Source organism: Microbispora sp. H10670, assembly GCF_014161385.1.
In the GTDB taxonomy this organism is placed as follows: Bacteria; Actinomycetota; Actinomycetes; order Streptosporangiales; family Streptosporangiaceae; genus Microbispora; species Microbispora triticiradicis.
Genome location: NZ_JABBWW010000001.1, coordinates 53,512 through 69,368, shown reverse-complemented (window position 1 = coordinate 69,368; position 15,857 = coordinate 53,512). Strand labels below are relative to the sequence as shown.

11 protein-coding genes are annotated in these 15,857 nt (G+C 71.8%); 10 read left to right on the top strand and 1 reads right to left on the bottom strand.

Going from position 1 to position 15,857, the window contains the following annotated elements:
* Positions 1 to 436 precede the first annotated feature (436 nt).
* The 7 genes from HHX33_RS00295 (at position 437) to HHX33_RS00265 (ending at position 9,060) form a co-directional block, all read left to right on the top strand.
* Positions 437 to 1,906: a sugar transferase gene (locus HHX33_RS00295; RefSeq protein ID WP_182872802.1), complete on the top strand. Its 1,470-nt coding sequence runs from the start codon at positions 437 to 439 to the stop codon at positions 1,904 to 1,906.
* A 1-nt stretch (position 1,907) separates the two neighbouring features.
* Complete coding sequence (locus HHX33_RS00290; protein ID WP_111700618.1) at positions 1,908 to 2,972, top strand: glucose-1-phosphate thymidylyltransferase; 1,065 nt, start codon at positions 1,908 to 1,910, stop codon at positions 2,970 to 2,972.
* Positions 2,969 to 3,925 (top strand): dTDP-glucose 4,6-dehydratase, encoded by a 957-nt coding sequence (gene rfbB, locus HHX33_RS00285; RefSeq protein ID WP_182872801.1) that lies wholly within the window; start codon positions 2,969 to 2,971, stop codon positions 3,923 to 3,925. Before HHX33_RS00290 ends, rfbB begins: the two co-directional genes overlap by 4 nt.
* 77 nt (positions 3,926 to 4,002) lie before the next feature.
* Entirely contained in the window at positions 4,003 to 4,863 is an 861-nt protein-coding gene (rfbD, locus tag HHX33_RS00280; protein ID WP_182872800.1) for a dTDP-4-dehydrorhamnose reductase, read from the top strand.
* 1 nt (position 4,864) lies between these two features.
* A complete protein-coding gene (locus HHX33_RS00275; RefSeq protein WP_182872799.1) occupies positions 4,865 to 6,121 on the top strand; it encodes an MFS transporter in 1,257 nt (418 codons plus the stop codon).
* A 39-nt stretch (positions 6,122 to 6,160) separates the two neighbouring features.
* Positions 6,161 to 7,306, top strand: coding sequence for a hypothetical protein (locus tag HHX33_RS00270; protein ID WP_182872798.1), 1,146 nt, complete (start codon positions 6,161 to 6,163; stop codon positions 7,304 to 7,306).
* A complete protein-coding gene (locus HHX33_RS00265; protein WP_182872797.1) occupies positions 7,303 to 9,060 on the top strand; it encodes a WecB/TagA/CpsF family glycosyltransferase in 1,758 nt (585 codons plus the stop codon). Before HHX33_RS00270 ends, HHX33_RS00265 begins: the two co-directional genes overlap by 4 nt.
* A gap of 29 nt (positions 9,061 to 9,089) precedes the next feature.
* Here the strand turns inward: HHX33_RS00265 and HHX33_RS00260 are convergent, their stop codons facing one another.
* Positions 9,090 to 9,935, bottom strand: coding sequence for a glycosyltransferase (locus tag HHX33_RS00260; RefSeq protein ID WP_220499699.1), 846 nt, complete (start codon positions 9,933 to 9,935; stop codon positions 9,090 to 9,092).
* A 35-nt stretch (positions 9,936 to 9,970) separates the two neighbouring features.
* On the opposite strand from HHX33_RS00260, the gene HHX33_RS00255 reads away from it, so the two are divergent.
* The 3 genes from HHX33_RS00255 to HHX33_RS00245 all read left to right on the top strand — a co-directional run bounded on the left by HHX33_RS00255 (position 9,971) and on the right by HHX33_RS00245 (position 15,812).
* Positions 9,971 to 10,570, top strand: a complete 600-nt coding sequence (locus HHX33_RS00255; RefSeq protein ID WP_111700623.1) for an acyltransferase — start codon at positions 9,971 to 9,973, stop codon at positions 10,568 to 10,570.
* 117 nt (positions 10,571 to 10,687) lie between these two features.
* Positions 10,688 to 11,701, top strand: a complete 1,014-nt coding sequence (locus HHX33_RS00250; RefSeq protein WP_182872796.1) for a TolB family protein — start codon at positions 10,688 to 10,690, stop codon at positions 11,699 to 11,701.
* Positions 11,702 to 12,095: 394 nt separating this feature from the next.
* Positions 12,096 to 15,812 carry a DUF4082 domain-containing protein gene (locus HHX33_RS00245; RefSeq protein WP_182872795.1) on the top strand — a complete coding sequence of 1,239 codons (3,717 nt, stop codon included), beginning with the start codon at positions 12,096 to 12,098 and terminating at the stop codon, positions 15,810 to 15,812.
* Positions 15,813 to 15,857: the final 45 nt, after the last annotated feature.

The window sequence follows — 15,857 nt, the reverse complement described above, 5'->3', positions numbered from 1 at the left end:
TGCCCGGATGTCGTCACGAGGCGTCCAATGCTCGGTTCCACGCGGCGGACGTGTTCCGAAGCGGACATCCACCGGTCGCCGCGGTCGGGTCGTGGTGGGAAGCGCACCGCCCGGCCGGCCGTACCCCGGCTCCGGCTTTCACCCGCTGTCCCGCCCTCGCCACGCGGAGATCATAGACGAGGATCTGATGTATAAGTCAGTGGTGTTGGGCGATGACCGACGCGAGGGGCATATTGGAACGTTCCCGTCAAGTCCAAAACGCGAATTCACCCGGCCAACTGTGGACAGATCACGTACATTCCGTACTGAGCGGTCGCTGTCTACCATCAGGCTCGTGCATGCTCCCCGTCCCTGAAAAAAGATGAGTTGTGCGTCAACCTGTGTGACGGGGGGTGCGTCATCTTCCTGCGCAGTCTGGCTACTTGGGCGTGGTGACATGGAATCGCGGTTAGAGTTGGCGGAACTGGGGGTGATTCCCCGCGGCCTCGGCGTCCGGCTCCCGGCAAGGGTGTCGGAGCGGTCCTTTCGCAGACTCCTCACGGCGGGGGATTTCCTGTGCGGGGCCCTGGCCTTCTGCGGAGTTGAGCTGACCCGGCTCCAGCTGGGGGCCTACATCCCGGTTTACGACCTCGTCTTCGGCGCCACCCTGACGCTCGGCTGGCCTCTGGTCGTCGGACTCGCGGGCGGGTATCGGGCACGCGCTCACGGCGAGGGCACGGCGGAGTTCCGCTCGGTGGCCCAGGGTGGGCTCGGGCTCACCGCGGCCGTCGCGATCGGGGCGTATCTGACGCAGACCATGGTGGCCCGGAGCTACGTCATGGCGATGCTGCCGCTCGCCACGGTGCTGACGCTGCTCTTCCGGCACCGGATGCGGAAGAGGCTGCACCGCCTGCGCTCCAGGGGTGAGTACATGCGGCGGGTCGTGGCCGTGGGGCACCGGCAGTCCGTCCAGGAGCTGGTGCTGCAGCTGCGGCGGCAGCCGTACCACGGCATGCGGGTGGTGGCCGCATGCCTGCCGAACAGGCAGTTCCGGAGACAGCGCTCCGACATCGACGGCGTGCCCGTGCTCGGGGACTTCCGGGACGTGGCCGCCGTGGTCGACAAGGTCGACGCCGAGGCGGTCGCGGTCCTCGCGTGCCCCGAACTCCACGGCGCCGCGCTGCGCCGCCTCGCCTGGGCCATCGAGTCCGGGGGCACCGACCTCTTCGTCGCTCCGGCCCTGATGGACGTCGCCGGCCCACGCATCAGCGTCCGTCCGGTCGCGGGGATGCCGCTGCTGCATGTCGAGCACCCCGAGCTCGAAGGATCGCGACGGCTGGTCAAGAACGCCTTCGACAGGATCGTGGCCGCGGCCTTTCTCCTGGTCCTCCTCGTCCCGATGCTGGTCATCGCGGCGCTCGTCCGCGCGACCAGCCCCGGTCCCGCGCTGTTCCGGCAGACGCGCATCGGCCGGTACGGCCGGGAGTTCGACATGCTGAAGTTCCGCACCATGGTCGTCGACGCCGAGCGGCTCAAGCTGGTCCTGGAGCAGTCCAACGAATCGGACGGCGTGCTGTTCAAGATTCGGAACGATCCACGAATCACGCGGGTCGGGCACCTGCTCCGCCGCTACTCGCTGGACGAGTTGCCGCAGCTCATCAACGTGCTGCGGGGAGAGATGTCACTGGTCGGGCCGCGTCCGCCGCTGCCCGCCGAGGTCGACCAGTACGGCACGGACGTGCACCGGCGCCTGGTCGTCCGGCCGGGCATGACGGGGTTGTGGCAGGTGAGCGGCAGATCGGACCTGTCCTGGGAGGAGTCGGTCCGGCTGGACCTGCGCTACGTGGAGAACTGGTCGCTCATGATGGATCTTCAGGTGCTGTGGAAGACGTGGTCCGCGGTGACCGGGGGAAGGGGGGCCTACTGACATGAAGGCCCTCGTGCTCGCCGGCGGAGCCGGGACGAGGTTACGACCCATCACCCACACGCGGGCGAAGCAACTGGTTCCGGTGGCCAACAAACCCGTCCTGTTCTACGGCCTGGAGGCGATCGCGGCCGCGGGGATCCGGGAGGCCGGCATCGTGGTGGGCGACACCCGCGCCGAGATAGAGGCCGCGGTCGGGGACGGCTCGGCCTTCGGGCTCGACGTCACCTACCTGAGCCAGGAGGCGCCGCTCGGACTGGCGCACGCGGTGCTGATCGCCCGCGACTACCTGGGCGACGACGACTTCGTCATGTACCTCGGCGACAATTTCGTCGTCGGCGGCATCGACGGGGTGGTCCGGCGCTTCCGTGCCCGGCGCCCGAGCGCCCAGATCATGCTCACCCAGGTCTCCGACCCGCGTCAGTTCGGGGTCGCGGAACTGGACGCGCGGGGACGCGTCGTCGGACTCGAGGAGAAGCCCCGCGCTCCGAAGAGCGACCTCGCGCTCGTGGGGGTCTATCTGTTCACCCCCGTCGTGCACGAGGCGGTCGCCGAACTCAAGCCGTCCGGGCGGGGCGAACTGGAGATCACCGATGCCATCCAGTGGCTCATCGACACCGGCCACGACGTCGAGCCCGAGGTGATCTCCGGGTACTGGAAGGACACCGGCAACGTCGCCGACATGCTGGAGGTCAACCGCCTCGTGCTCGAAGCGGTGGAGCCCCGGGTGGACGGCGAGGTCCGCGACTGCGAGCTCATCGGCAGGGTGGTGGTGGAGGCGGGCGCGTCGGTGCGCGGTTCCCGTATCGTGGGTCCCGCGATCATCGGCCCCCGGACCGTCGTCACGGACTCCTACGTCGGTCCCTTCACCTCGGTGGGGGAGGACTGCCGGTTGACGGACAGCGAGATCGAGTACTCCATCGTGCTTGCCCGTGCGTCGATCCAGGGGGTGCGACGGATCGAGGCCTCGCTCATCGGACACGACGTCGAGGTCACCCCGGCCCCCAACACGCCCAAGGCGCACCGGCTCGTGCTCGGTGATCACAGTAAGGTGCAGATCTCCCCATGAGAGTGCTCGTCACCGGCGGCGCCGGCTTCATCGGCTCCCACTACGTCCGGATGGCCGCCGCCGAGACCAACGACAAGATCACCGTGTTGGACGCGCTCACGTACGCGGGCAACCCGGCGAATCTGGAGCCCGTGTCAGGGCGCTTCGACTTCGTGCACGGCGACATCTGCGACGCGGAGCTACTGGCGCACGTGGTTCCCGGCCACGACCTCGTGATCAACTTCGCCGCCGAGTCCCACGTCGACAGGTCGATCGCGGGCGCCGCGCCGTTCGTGCGGACGAACGTCCTCGGCACGCAGACGCTGATGCAGGCGTGCCTCGACGCGGGGGTCGGGAAGGTCGTGCACGTCTCGACCGACGAGGTGTACGGGTCGATCGACTCCGGGTCCTGGGACGAGTCCGCGCCCCTGCGCCCGCGCTCGCCGTACGCGGCCGCGAAGGCGGGGGGAGACCTGGTCGCCCTGGCCTACGGGGTGACCTACGGGCTGCCGGTCTCCGTCACCCGGTGCGGCAACAACTACGGGCCCTACCAGTATCCGGAGAAGGTGATCCCCCTCTTCATCACCAACCTGCTGGAGGGGGTGAAGGTCCCCCTCTACGGCGACGGGGGCAACGTCAGGGACTGGATCCACGTCGACGACCACTGCCGGGCAATCCGGCTCGTGACCGAGGTCGGGCAGCCGGGCGAGGTCTACCACGTCGCCGGCACGGCGGAGCTGACGAACCTGCGGCTCACCGAGAAGCTGCTCGCCGCGCTCGGGGCGGAGTGGGAGAGGGTCGAGCGGGTCGCCGACCGCATGGGCCACGACCGCCGCTACTCCCTGGACGACACGAAGCTGCGCGCCCTGGGCTACGAACCCCGGATCGCGTTCGACGAGGGCCTCGACGCCACCGTCCGCTGGTACGTCGACAACGCGGACTGGTGGCGCCCCCTCAAGCAGGCCCGGTCCTGACACCGACGACGACACCGCCGACGACGACACCGCCCACGACGACACGGCACCGACCCGAGCACCCGAGAGCGAACCTGATGACCCCCCGATGGCTGATCACCGGTGCCGGCGGCATGCTCGGCAGCACCCTGGTCGCCGTGCTGCGGGCCGGACGGCACGAGGTCGTGCCGCTGGACCGTGCCCGGCTGGACCTGCGCGACCCGGCGGCCGTGCGGCCGGCCGTCCGCGAACTGCGGCCGGACGTGGTGGTGAACTGCGCCGGCTGGACCGCCGTCGACGACGCGGAGACCCACGAGGAGGAGGCGCTCGCCGTCAACGGCGACGCCGTGCGGGTCCTCGCCGAGGCGTGCGGGGAGGTGGGCGCGCGGCTCGTGCAGCCGTCCACCGACTACGTCTTCGACGGCACCGCGCGGCGGCCGTACGCGGAGGACGCGCCGACGGCTCCGCTGAACGCCTACGGGCGCACCAAGCTCGCGGGCGAACAGGCGGTCCTCAAGACGCTGCCCGACACCGGCTACGTCGTGCGCACGGCGTGGTTGTACGGCGCGACCGGCGGGAACTTCGTCCGCACCATGATCCGGCTGGCGGGCGAGCGGCCGACCGTCGACGTGGTGGACGACCAGTTCGGCCAGCCGACCTGGACGGACGACCTGGCCCACCAGATCATCCGGATGATCGGGGCCGGCGCGCCCTCCGGCGTCTACCACGGCACGAGCTCCGCGAGCACCTCCTGGCACGGCCTGGCCCGCGAGGTGTTCACGCTGCTCGGCGCCGACCCGGACCGGGTGCGCCCGGTGGCCTCCGCCGCCTTCCCGCGACCGGCTCCCCGGCCCGCCTTCGGGGTGCTCGGCCACGCCGCCTGGTCCCGGGCGGGGCTGGCGCCGATCCGCCACTGGCGGGACGCGCTGCACGCCGCCTGGCCCTCGCTGGTGGCCTGACATGTACCTGTCCGAGGCGCGAACGGGGGACACGCGGCCCCGGGACGAACGGACGTCCGGACGGCGTCCGCTGCGGGTCGTCACGGGCAACGTCCTGGCGATCGGGATGGTCAGCCTGCTGACGGACGTCTCGTCCGAGATGGTCACGGCGATCCTGCCGCTCTACCTCGTCTTCGGCCTGGGCATGAGCACGGTGCAGTTCGGGGTGCTCGACGGGGTGTACACGGGCGCCACCGCCGTGCTGCGCCTCGCCGGGGGACACGTCGCGGACCGGTTCCGGCGGCGTAAGGCGGTCGCCGGAGCCGGCTACGCCCTTTCGGCGGTGACCAAGCTCGGGTTCCTGCTGGCCGGCAGGTCGGCGCCCCTCCTCGGGCTCGTCATCGGCGTCGACCGGGCGGGCAAGGGCCTGCGGACGGCGCCGCGTGACGCGATCATCTCGCTGAGCGCGCCGCACGAGGCGCAGGGCCGCGCCTTCGGCGTGCACCGCGCGCTCGACACCGCCGGGGCCCTCGCCGGTCCGCTCGTCGCCTTCGGCGTGCTGGAACTGGCGCTGGGCTCCTATGACGCCGTCTTCGTCACCAGCTTCTGCGTGGCCGTCCTCGGCGTGCTGGTGCTCGTGCTGTTCGTCCGGGAACCGGACGGGGTGGCGCGCGGGCGCGCGCGGGTCTCGCTGACCCAGGCCACGGCGCTGCTCGGTCCCGGGCCCTTCCGGCGGGTGCTCCTCGCCGTCGTGCCCCTGTCGCTGACGACGATCAGCGACGCCTTCCTCTATCTCCTCGTGCTGGAGCGGCTCGACGTCGCCGCGCGGTGGCTGCCGCTGCTGCCGGTCGTCGTGTCCGCGTCCTATCTCCTCGCCGCCGTGCCCGCCGGCCGGCTCGCCGATCGTCTCGGCCGGCCGAAGGTCGTCCTCGGAGGGTACGGCGCGCTGCTCGCCTGCTACCTCCTGGTGCTCGCCGCGGACCATCCGGTGGTGTCCGTGGCCGTGCTGCTGCTGCGGGGGCTCGGCTACGCGGCGACGGACGGCGTGGTCAGCGCGCTCGTCGGGCCGCTCCTCCCCGAACGGCGCCGGGCCACGGGGCTCGCCGTCGTGCAGACCGGCCAGGCGCTCGCCGCGATGGCCGCCTCCTGGATTTTCGGCGTCCTGTGGTCCTGGCTCGGGCCGCGGGCCGCCGTCGGCGTCATGGCGGCCGGGCTGGCGATCACGCTCGTGGCCGCCTTCCTCGTTCTCCCCAGAAATGGAGGTACCGGTGAAGAGTAGACATCGCGGTACGTCGTGCGGCCGCCGGAGGGCTGAGCTGTGACCCGTCTCGATCGGCTCCGTGCCGCCGACCCCGCCGCCGCCGACCTCGTCGACCGCATGGTCGCCCTGTCGATCCGCGGGCTTCCTCCGGGCTACTCCGACGGAGAGTTCGTGTTCACCCGCCGCGGCCGGCGCGAGCCCGACGGACGGTGGACGGCGGTGCCGGAGGGGCGCAGCATCAGGTACAGCGCCATCGTCGCGCTCGGCGTCGCGGCCCTGCCGGAGGACGGGCAGCGCGCCGCGCTCGCCGGCGACACCGCCCTCGACCTGACCGGGCACCTGGTCAAGCGCCTGCCGGAGGTGACCGGACTCGGCGACGTGGCGCTGATCTGCTGGGCCGCGGCCGAGAGCGGGCACGGCGACCTCGCCCTCGCCCTCGCCCGGCTGGCCGAGGTCGAGGACGCCCTCGACGGACCGGTCCCGACGGTCGAGGCCGCATGGGCGCTCTCCGCGCTGGCCGCGGCGACGGCGGCCGGGGAGACCTCCGGCCTCGGCGAACGCCTCCGGAAGGCTCGTGGGCGCCTCCTTGCCGGGCTCGGCGAGGACCGGCTCTACCGTCATGTGATCGGGTCCGCGCCCTGGTACCGGGCTCATGTCGGCTGCTTCGCCGACCAGGTCTACCCGCTGCAGGCCCTCGCCCGGCTGCACGTCGTGAGCGGCGGCGACCCGGAGGCGCTCGCCGCCGCCGAGCGCGTGGCGGCGGGCATCTGCGGGGTCCAGGGACCGCAGGGCCAGTGGTGGTGGCACTACGACGCCCGTACGGGTGAGGTGGTCGAGGGCTACCCGGTGTACAGCGTCCACCAGCTGTCCATGGCGCCGATGGCGCTGCTCGACCTCGCGGACGCGGGCGGCACGTCGCACCTCGACGCGATCCGCCTGGGGCTGGGCTGGATGACCGGGCGACCGGAGACCGGCGAGGAACTGATCGTCGAAGAGCTCGGCCTGACCTGGCGCAAGGCCGCCCGGGAGGATCCCCGCAAACTCGTCAGAGGCGTACGCGCGATGTCCACGGCGGTCAGCAGGGGCACGCGGATCGGCGTGCTCGACAGGGTCTATCCGCCCGTGGCGGTCGACCACGAGTGCCGGCCGTACGAGCTGGGGTGGCTGCTCTACGCCTGGTTGTTCGAGGAGCTCGCGAAGTGAGGGCGCCCGCCGTGGTCTTCGGGACGCCGATCGATCCGCTCACGCTGCGGGACGCGGTCGAACGGTGCGTGTCCGCCGTCGAGACGCGCTCGTTCCTGTCGATCGGCATGGTGAACGCTGCGAAGCTCGTGCACATGCGGGCCCAGCCGGAACTGCGGCGGTCCGTCGTCCAGTGCGACATGATCCTGGCCGACGGGCAGGCGGTCGTGTGGGCCGCCCGGCTGCTCGGCCGGTCCCTGCCGGAGCGGGTGGCCGGCATCGACCTGTTCACGTCACTGCTCGGGGAGAGCGAGCGCCGCGGCCACCGGGTGTTCTTCCTCGGAGCGACCCGCGAGGTGCTCGACGCGTTGCTCGCGGAGATCCGCCGGCGGCACCCCGGTCTGGTCGTGGCCGGAGCCAGGGACGGCTACTTCTCGGACGACGAGGCGGGCGCCGTGGCCGAGGAGATCCGCGCGGCGGGCACCGACCTGCTCTTCCTCGGCATGTCGTCGCCCAGGAAGGAGAGGTTCGTCGAGGCCTGGGGCGAACGCACCGGCGCCTGCGTGGTGCATGGTGTGGGCGGCTCCTTCGACGTGCTGGCAGGGGTCGTCAGGCGGGCTCCCCTCGCCTGGCAGCGGGCCGGGCTGGAGTGGCTCTACCGGCTGCTCCAGGAGCCCAGGCGATTAGGGCCGCGCTATCTCCGCACGAACGGGGCGTTCATCCGCATGACCGCGCTGGAGCGGATGAGGGGGGCGAGTGCCGTGGCGCCGAGGCCCGCCCGGCCGGATCTGGGCGTCTCGGTGATCGTGGTGACCTACCGCAGCGCGGGTTACGTGACCGGTTGCCTGAAAGCCGTGGACAGGGCGCTCGAACACGCGCGCGGCGAGGGGATCACGGGAGAGCTCGTCGTCGTGGACAACGCCTCCGGCGACGACACGGTGGACGTGGTGCGGGGCGCGGCGCCCGGCGCCCGCATCGTGGCCCGCGAGGAGAACGACGGCTTCGCCGGGGGGTGCCACGCCGGCGCCCGGATCGCGCGGGGCGGGCATCTGCTGTTCGTCAACCCCGACGCGGAGCTGGAGCCCGGCGCGGTCACCGCGCTGCTCGACGCGGCGCGGCGGCACCCCCACGCCGGGATCATCGGCGGCAGATGCGTCACCGAGAGCGGGGAGAGCGACCCGCGCTCGTGGTGGGGCCGGCCGACGCTGTGGTCGGCGCTCTGCTTCGGCCTTGGCCTGAGCACGGCCTTCCCCGGCCACCGGCTCCTCGACCCCGAGACGCCCCGGCCGTGGGCCGCCCCGGCGCCGGGCGGGGCTCCGGAGGAGTCGCGCGTGCCGATCGTCACGGGGGCGATGATGCTGGTGGACCGGCATGCCTGGGACGAGCTCGGCGGGTTCGACCGCGCGTTCTTCATGTACGGCGAGGACGCCGACCTCTGCCTGCGGGCGGCGCGGATGGGCTACCGCCCGATGGTCACCTCCACGGCGGCGTTCGTGCACCCGGGGGGCCTGTCGTCGAGCAGCCTGCGCAAGCAGGTCATGCTGCACACGGGGAAGGTCACCCTGATCCGGCGGCACTTCACGCCGGGCACGCGGTGGGCGGCGGTCCTGCTGCTGAAGTCGGGGGTGCTCCTGCGGGCGGTGCTGAGCAGATGGATGAGTCCGCCCGACGCGGCCAGGCAGGGGCGTCCCACGTCGCGCCGGGACGACTGGCGCGCGCTGTGGGCCGCCAGGGCGCAGTGGACGCGGGGATGGCCGTCCCGATCGCCGTCATGACCGGCCTCCGCGACGCCGGCGGGACGGCGTCAGCGACTGCTGTCGTCCCTGAGCCAGGTGGTGAAGTCCCCGCGCCGTACGGCACGACGGGCACGGGTGCGGGCGAGCAGGGTCACCGCGAGGAACACGGCGAGGTGGGGGACCAGCCGGGGGGAGCGGGCCATGCCCACGAGGTCGCGCACCCCGGTCCGCGCCGTCCGCCCGCCCGGACTCCCATCCAGCTCCGCCACTCCGGTCACCGCCCGGACCCGCCGGCGGATCAGGTCGCCGAGGGTGCGTGGCGGGTGGACCACGACCCTTGCCGTCCCCGTCACCGCCCGCTCGTGCGGCTGGAACGCCAGGGAGGCCGCCAGGTCGTCGGCCATGACGGAGGGGAGGGCGTCGAGCCGCGCCTGGCCCTCCTCGCCGACGGCGATGACGCCCCGGCCGAACAGTCCCGCCCGCACTTCGGGCAGGCGGCTCCAGACGGCGTAGTAGGAACGCACCGGCCAGGGCCGGTCCGCCAGCGGGAGCGCGCGCTCGGGTGCCGTGGCGAGGACGCCGTCGGCCCTCAGCGTGGCGCACATCGCCCGCGCGTCGGTCGTGCCGAGTTCGACGTCCGCGTCCACGTAGAGGATCGGGAAGACGCCGGCCGCGGCGGCGCCCATGCGCAGCGCCTCGCGCTTGGACGGCACGGGCGTCTCCAGCACGCGGACCCCCGGGAAGCCGCGGGCGACGTCCGCGGTGCCGTCCGTGCAGCCGTTGGCGACCACGACGACGTCCATCTCGCCCGGCTCGGCGTCACGGAGCAGCCCGGAGAGCAGCCGCCCGATCACGGTGGCCTCGTTGTGCGCCGGGACGACGACGGTCATGGCGGCCGGGGCGGTCTCGGTCATGGACCGGATTATTCACCGAACACCCGAGGAGTGGCATGACTACCGAGGAACCCGTTATCGCCCCTTCGGCGGACGTCGACCCGAGCGCGGCGATCGGCAGGGGGACCCGGGTCTGGCATCTCGCGCAGGTCCGCGAGAAGGCGCGGATAGGCGTCTCCTGCATCCTCGGGCGGGGGGCGTACGTCGGCCCCGGCGTCGTGCTGGGCGACAACGTGAAAGTCCAGAACTACGCGCTCGTCTACGAGCCCGCGGTGCTGGAGGACGGCGTCTTCATCGGCCCGGCGGCCGTGCTGACCAACGACCTCTACCCGCGCTCGGCCGACCTGACCGGACGGCTCAAGCGCGACGGGGACTGGGAGGCCCGCGGCGTCCAGGTGCGGGAGGGGGCGGCCGTCGGAGCGCGGGCCGTGATCGTCGCCGGACGGACGATCGGCCGGTACGCGTTGGTCGCCGCCGGCGCGGTGGTGACCCGGGACGTGCCCGACTTCGCGCTGGTCGCGGGCAACCCGGCGCGGCGGATCGGATGGGTCGGGCGAGCGGGCCGGCCGCTCACGCCGTCCTCGGACGGCGGATGGATCTGTCCGGAGACGGGCGAGCGGTACGTGGAGGACGCGGGGCTGCTCGCCCTCGCCTGAAACAGGCGGCAGAAAGCGCCCGATCAGCACTGAAACAGCCCTGGCGGCCGTCGGGCAGGGCACGGCGAGCGCTTCGCGAGACGCCGGATGCCAGGGGCGGAAAGCGGAGAAGTGACGATGAGCACGCGGACGCGTCTGGTGGCCCTGGCGGCCGCGACGGTCCTTCTGGCGGTCGCGGCGTGGGTCTACACGGCCAACGCGGCGAAGCGGGTGCGGCAGGAGACGACGGCGGCCGCGGCGTCCTCCCGGCCCGGCCGGGTCGACCTCGACGGGCCCGGCCGGTTGGTGTTCGTGACCGCCGGGGCGGGTGGCGGAAAGGTGGCCTCCACCGGCCCGCCGTCCGGTCCGGTCCCCGCGGACGGACCCCGGGAGGTGTCGGGGCTGGAGTGCGTGCGTTTCTACACGGCGGCCGGCTCGGGCGTCTGCCTCACGGCGGTGCGCTCGGCGGTGGCCAGGTTCTACGCGGTCATGGTGGACGCCCGGCTGCGGGAGACGCGGCGGATCGAGCTGCCGGGGGCGCCGAGCCGCGCCCGCGTGTCGCCGACCGGCCGCATGGTCTCCTGGACGGTCTTCGTCAACGGGGACTCCTACGCCGGCCTTGGCTTCTCGACCCGCACCGGCGTCCTCGACACCAGGACCGGCGCCCTCGTCGAGAACCTGGAGGCGTTCACGCTGGTGATGAAGGGCAAGGTGCACCGGCCGGCCGACCTGAACTACTGGGGGGTCACCTTCGACCACGACGACAACCGCTTCTACGCGACGGTGTCGACCGGGGGCTCCACCTACCTGGTGCGGGGCGACTTCGCGAGGCGCCGGATGGAGACGGTGCGGGAGAACGTCGAGTGCCCGTCGCTGTCCCCGGACGGGACGCGGGTCGTCTACAAGAAGCGGGTCGCCGACGGCACCGCGATCTGGCGGCTGCACGTCCTCGACCTGCGCAGCGGACGCGACGTCGAACTGGCCGAGACGGCCTCCGTCGACGACCAGGCGGCCTGGCTCGACGACCACGACGTGATGTACGCACGGGTACGCGGCGAGAACACCACCGACGTCTACACCGTGCCCGCCGACGGCTCCGGGACGCCCCGTCCGCTCCTGCGCGACGCCCGTTCCCCCGCGGTGGCGGGGTGAGCGATGGATCGATCCATCTGGTCTCTCAAGCCGGTAAACCAATGTGGTTCAGGTGACGTCGATTATGTGGGTTTTCTCTGGTGTACGTCCGGCGTCCGATGCGCCTGCGGCACCTACTTTGTAAGGAACGTCAATGAGACTTCGAGTCGCCATCCTCGGCGCGCTGTTCGCCGTGTTCGCGATTCCCGTTCCGGCGCAGGCCGCGGGGGCCTGCGGCCCAGGTGGAAACGCGATTACCTGCGAAAATGAGATTTCGGGGACATCTCCGGACGAATGGGATTCAGAGCGCGATACATCCGACGGATCCACTATTGAGGGATATTCCGACCAATTCAGCGTCGCCTCCGGCGCCACGGTCAACTTCAAGATCCGTACGAGCGCCACGGCGTTCACGGTGAAGATTTACCGGCTCGGCTACTACCAGGGCAACGGCGCGCGGTTCGTCACGGAGCTGACGCCGAACGTCGCCGTCGCCCGGGCCAACCCGGCCACCTGCCCCACCAACGACACCACCGGTCTCACCGAGTGCTCCTGGAACACCGCGGCGAGCTGGGTGGTCCCGTCCGGCCAGATCTCGGGCATCTACTTCGCCCATCTCGTGCGTACGGACGGCACGACCGACGGCAACAAGATCGTGTTCGTGGTGCGTGACGACGCCAGCACCAGCGCCCTGCTCTTCAAGACCTCCGACACCACCTGGCAGGCGTACAACGACTGGGGCGGCAACAGCCTGTACGGCGGCAGTGCCAACACGGCCACGGGCCGCGCCGTCAAGGTGAGCTACAACCGCCCGTTCCACAACCGTGTCGGCACGACCGCCCGGGACTACCTGTTCAACGCCGAGTACCCGATGGTCCGCTTCCTGGAGCGCAACGGGTACGACATCAGTTACGTCGGCAGCATGGACGTGGCCCGTAACCCCGGCGCGCTGCTGCACCACAAGACCCTGCTGTCGGTCGGCCACGACGAGTACTGGTCGGGGGCCGAGCGCGACGCCTTCACCGCGGCCAGGGACGCCGGGGTCAACCTCGCGTTCTTCAGTGGCAACGAGGTCTTCTGGAAGACCCGGTGGGAGAACGGCGCCGGCGACGCCCCGTACCGGACGCTGGTCAGCTACAAGGAAACCCACGACAACGCGAAGACCGACCAGTCCGGGACCTGGACGGGCACCTGGCGCGATCCGCGCTTCAGCCCGCCGGCCGACGGCGGCAAGCCGGAGAACAGCCTCACCGGCACGTTGTGGACGGTCAACTGCTGCACCTACGCCATGACCGTCCCCGCCGCCGACGGCAGGCTGCGGCTCTGGCGCAACACGAACCTGGCCACTCGCGCCCTGCTCGGTCAGCCCACGACGCTGCCCGACGGCACGCTCGGATACGAGTGGGACGAGGACGTGGACAACGGGTCGCGCCCCGCCGGTCTGTTCCGCATGTCGAGCACGACGGTGGACGTCCCGGCGAAGATCCAGGACTGGGGCACGAACGTGGCGGCCGGCACCGCCACCCACAGTCTGACGATGTACCGCGCGGCGAGCGGAGCCCTCGTGTTCGGCGCGGGCACCGTCCAGTGGGCGTGGGGCCTCGACGCCGAGCACGACGGCGACACCCCGGCCGCCGACCCGAACATGCAGCAGGCCACGGTCAACGTCCTGGCCGACATGGGCGTGCAGCCCGCCTCGCTGATGCCGGACCTCGACGCGGCCGCCGCGTCGTCCGACCACACCGCCCCGACGTCGACGATCACCAGTCCGCTGCTCAACGCGTCGCTGAACAGCGGCGCCACGGTGACCGTCACCGGGACCGCGTCCGACTCGGGCGGCGGCAGGGTCGGCGGCGTGGAGGTCTCCACCGACGGCGGCGCCACGTGGCATCCCGCGAACGGCCGTGAGAGCTGGTCCTACACCTGGACGGCCACCGGGTCCGGCACGGTGAACATCAAGAGCCGGGCGGTCGACGACAGCGCCAACCTGGAGACGCCCGGCGCCGGGCGCAACGTGACCGTCAAGTGCCCGTGCAGCCTCTACCCGCCCTCCTACGTCCCGTCGGTTCCGACGGGCACCGACACCTCGGCCCTGGAGCTCGGCGTGAAGTTCCGCCCGTCGGTCAACGGCTGGGTCACCGGCGTCAGGTTCTACAAGGGCACGGGCAACAGCGGGACCCACACGGGCTCCCTGTGGAAGACCGACGGAACGCTCCTCGCCACCGGCACGTTCGTCAACGAGACCGCGACCGGATGGCAGACGCTGGTCTTCCCCGGCGCCGTCACCGTGACCGCGGGCACCACCTACGTCGCCTCCTACTACGCGCCGGTGGGGCGTTACTCCTCGACCCCCGGAGCCTTCTGGGGCCAGTCGTACTCCCGGGCGCCGCTGACCGCGCCCAGCACCGCGGAGGCCGACGGCAACGGCGTCTACCGGGTGGGCGCCGGATTCCCCAACAGCTCCTACCGGGGCGGTGACTACGGCGTGGACGTCGTGTTCGCCACCCAGGACACGTTCCCGCCGAGCGTCGTCAACGCGACGCCGTACGCCGGCTCCTCCAGCGTGCCGACGAACGCGACCCCGACGATCACGTTCAACGAGCCGATCCAGAGCGGCTTCGGGACGCTCACGGTCAAGGGCCCGGGCGGTGTCACGATCCCCGGCACGGCGGCACTCGACGGCTCGGCCGCAAAGCTGACCTTCACCCCGTCGGGGGCGCTCGCCGCGAACACCGGCTACACCGTGGCCGTCAGCGGGACCAAGGACACGGCGGGCAACACCATGCAGGGGACCTACAGCTTCACCTTCGTCACGGCGAAGGCGACGCTGCCCCCCGGGCAGTGCCCCTGCTCCATCTGGGACGACCTCGCCCTTCCCGCGACGGCGAGCACGAACGACCCCAGCGAGGTGGAGCTCGGCGTGAAGTTCCGGGCCTCCGTCGACGGCCTTGTCACCGGCATCCGCTTCTACAAGGGCGTGGCGAACACCGGCACCCACATCGGGACTCTGTGGTCGGCCGCGGGCACCGCCCTCGCCTCGGCCACCTTCAACAACGAGTCGACCCTCGGCTGGCAGGAGGTGACCTTCTCCTCGCCGGTGCCGGTCACCGAGGGCACCACCTACGTCGCGTCGTACCACACCATGGCCGGCAACTACGCGGTGACGAGTTCCGGGCTGTCCTCGGCCGTCACCCGGGGGCCGCTCACGGCGCTGGGCAACGGCCAGGACGGGGGCAACGGCGTGTACGCCTACGGCTCCCGGCGGTTCCCCACCGGGTCGTGGGGGGCCTCGAACTACTGGGTCGACGTGGTGTTCTCGGTGCCGCCGGACGTCGCCGCGCCGACCGTCTCGCGCAAGGCGCCGTCCGACGCCGCCACCGGCGTCCCGGCCTCCACCGCCATCAAGGCGACCTTCAGCGAGGCCGTGCAGACCGGCACCCCGGTGATCACGGTGGAGGGGCCGGGCGGCGTGCTGGTCAGCGGCGGCGCCTCGCTCGACCCGACCAGGAAGGTGCTCACCTTCACACCGGCCGCCGCCCTCGGCGACGGCAAGCAGTACACGGTGCGGGTGAGCGGAGCCAAGGACGACGCGGGCAACACCATGGTGCAGACCCAGTGGTCGTTCACGACGACCGGCACCTGCCCGTGCTCCATCTGGGAGAGTGACGCCGTTCCCGGCAACGTGGCCGAGAACGACGCCTCGGGGATCGAGGTGGGCGTCAAGTTCCGGTCCGACGTGGCCGGAGAGATCACCGGGATCCGCTTCTACAAGGGCCCGGGCAACACTGGAACGCACATCGGCAGCCTGTGGGCGGCCGACGGCACGCTCCTCGCCACCGGCACCTTCTCCACCGAGACGTCCGGCGGCTGGCAGACGCTGGTGTTCACCACCCCGGTGCCGATCGCCGCCGGCACGACGTACGTCGCGTCCTACTACGCGCCGAACGGCCACTACTCGGGAGACGGGGGTTACTTCAACTCCGGTCCCGCCGTCAACGGCCACCTGACCGCGCTCGCCAACGGCGGCGGATCGGCCGGAAACGGCGTGTACGCCTACGGCGGCGCGTCCCAGTTCCCGCAGAACACCTACAACGGCGCCAACTACTGGGTCGACGTCGTCTTCCACCCCTAGGCAGAGGCGGCGGGCCGTGCCGGGAAGCGGCGCGGCCCGCCGCCC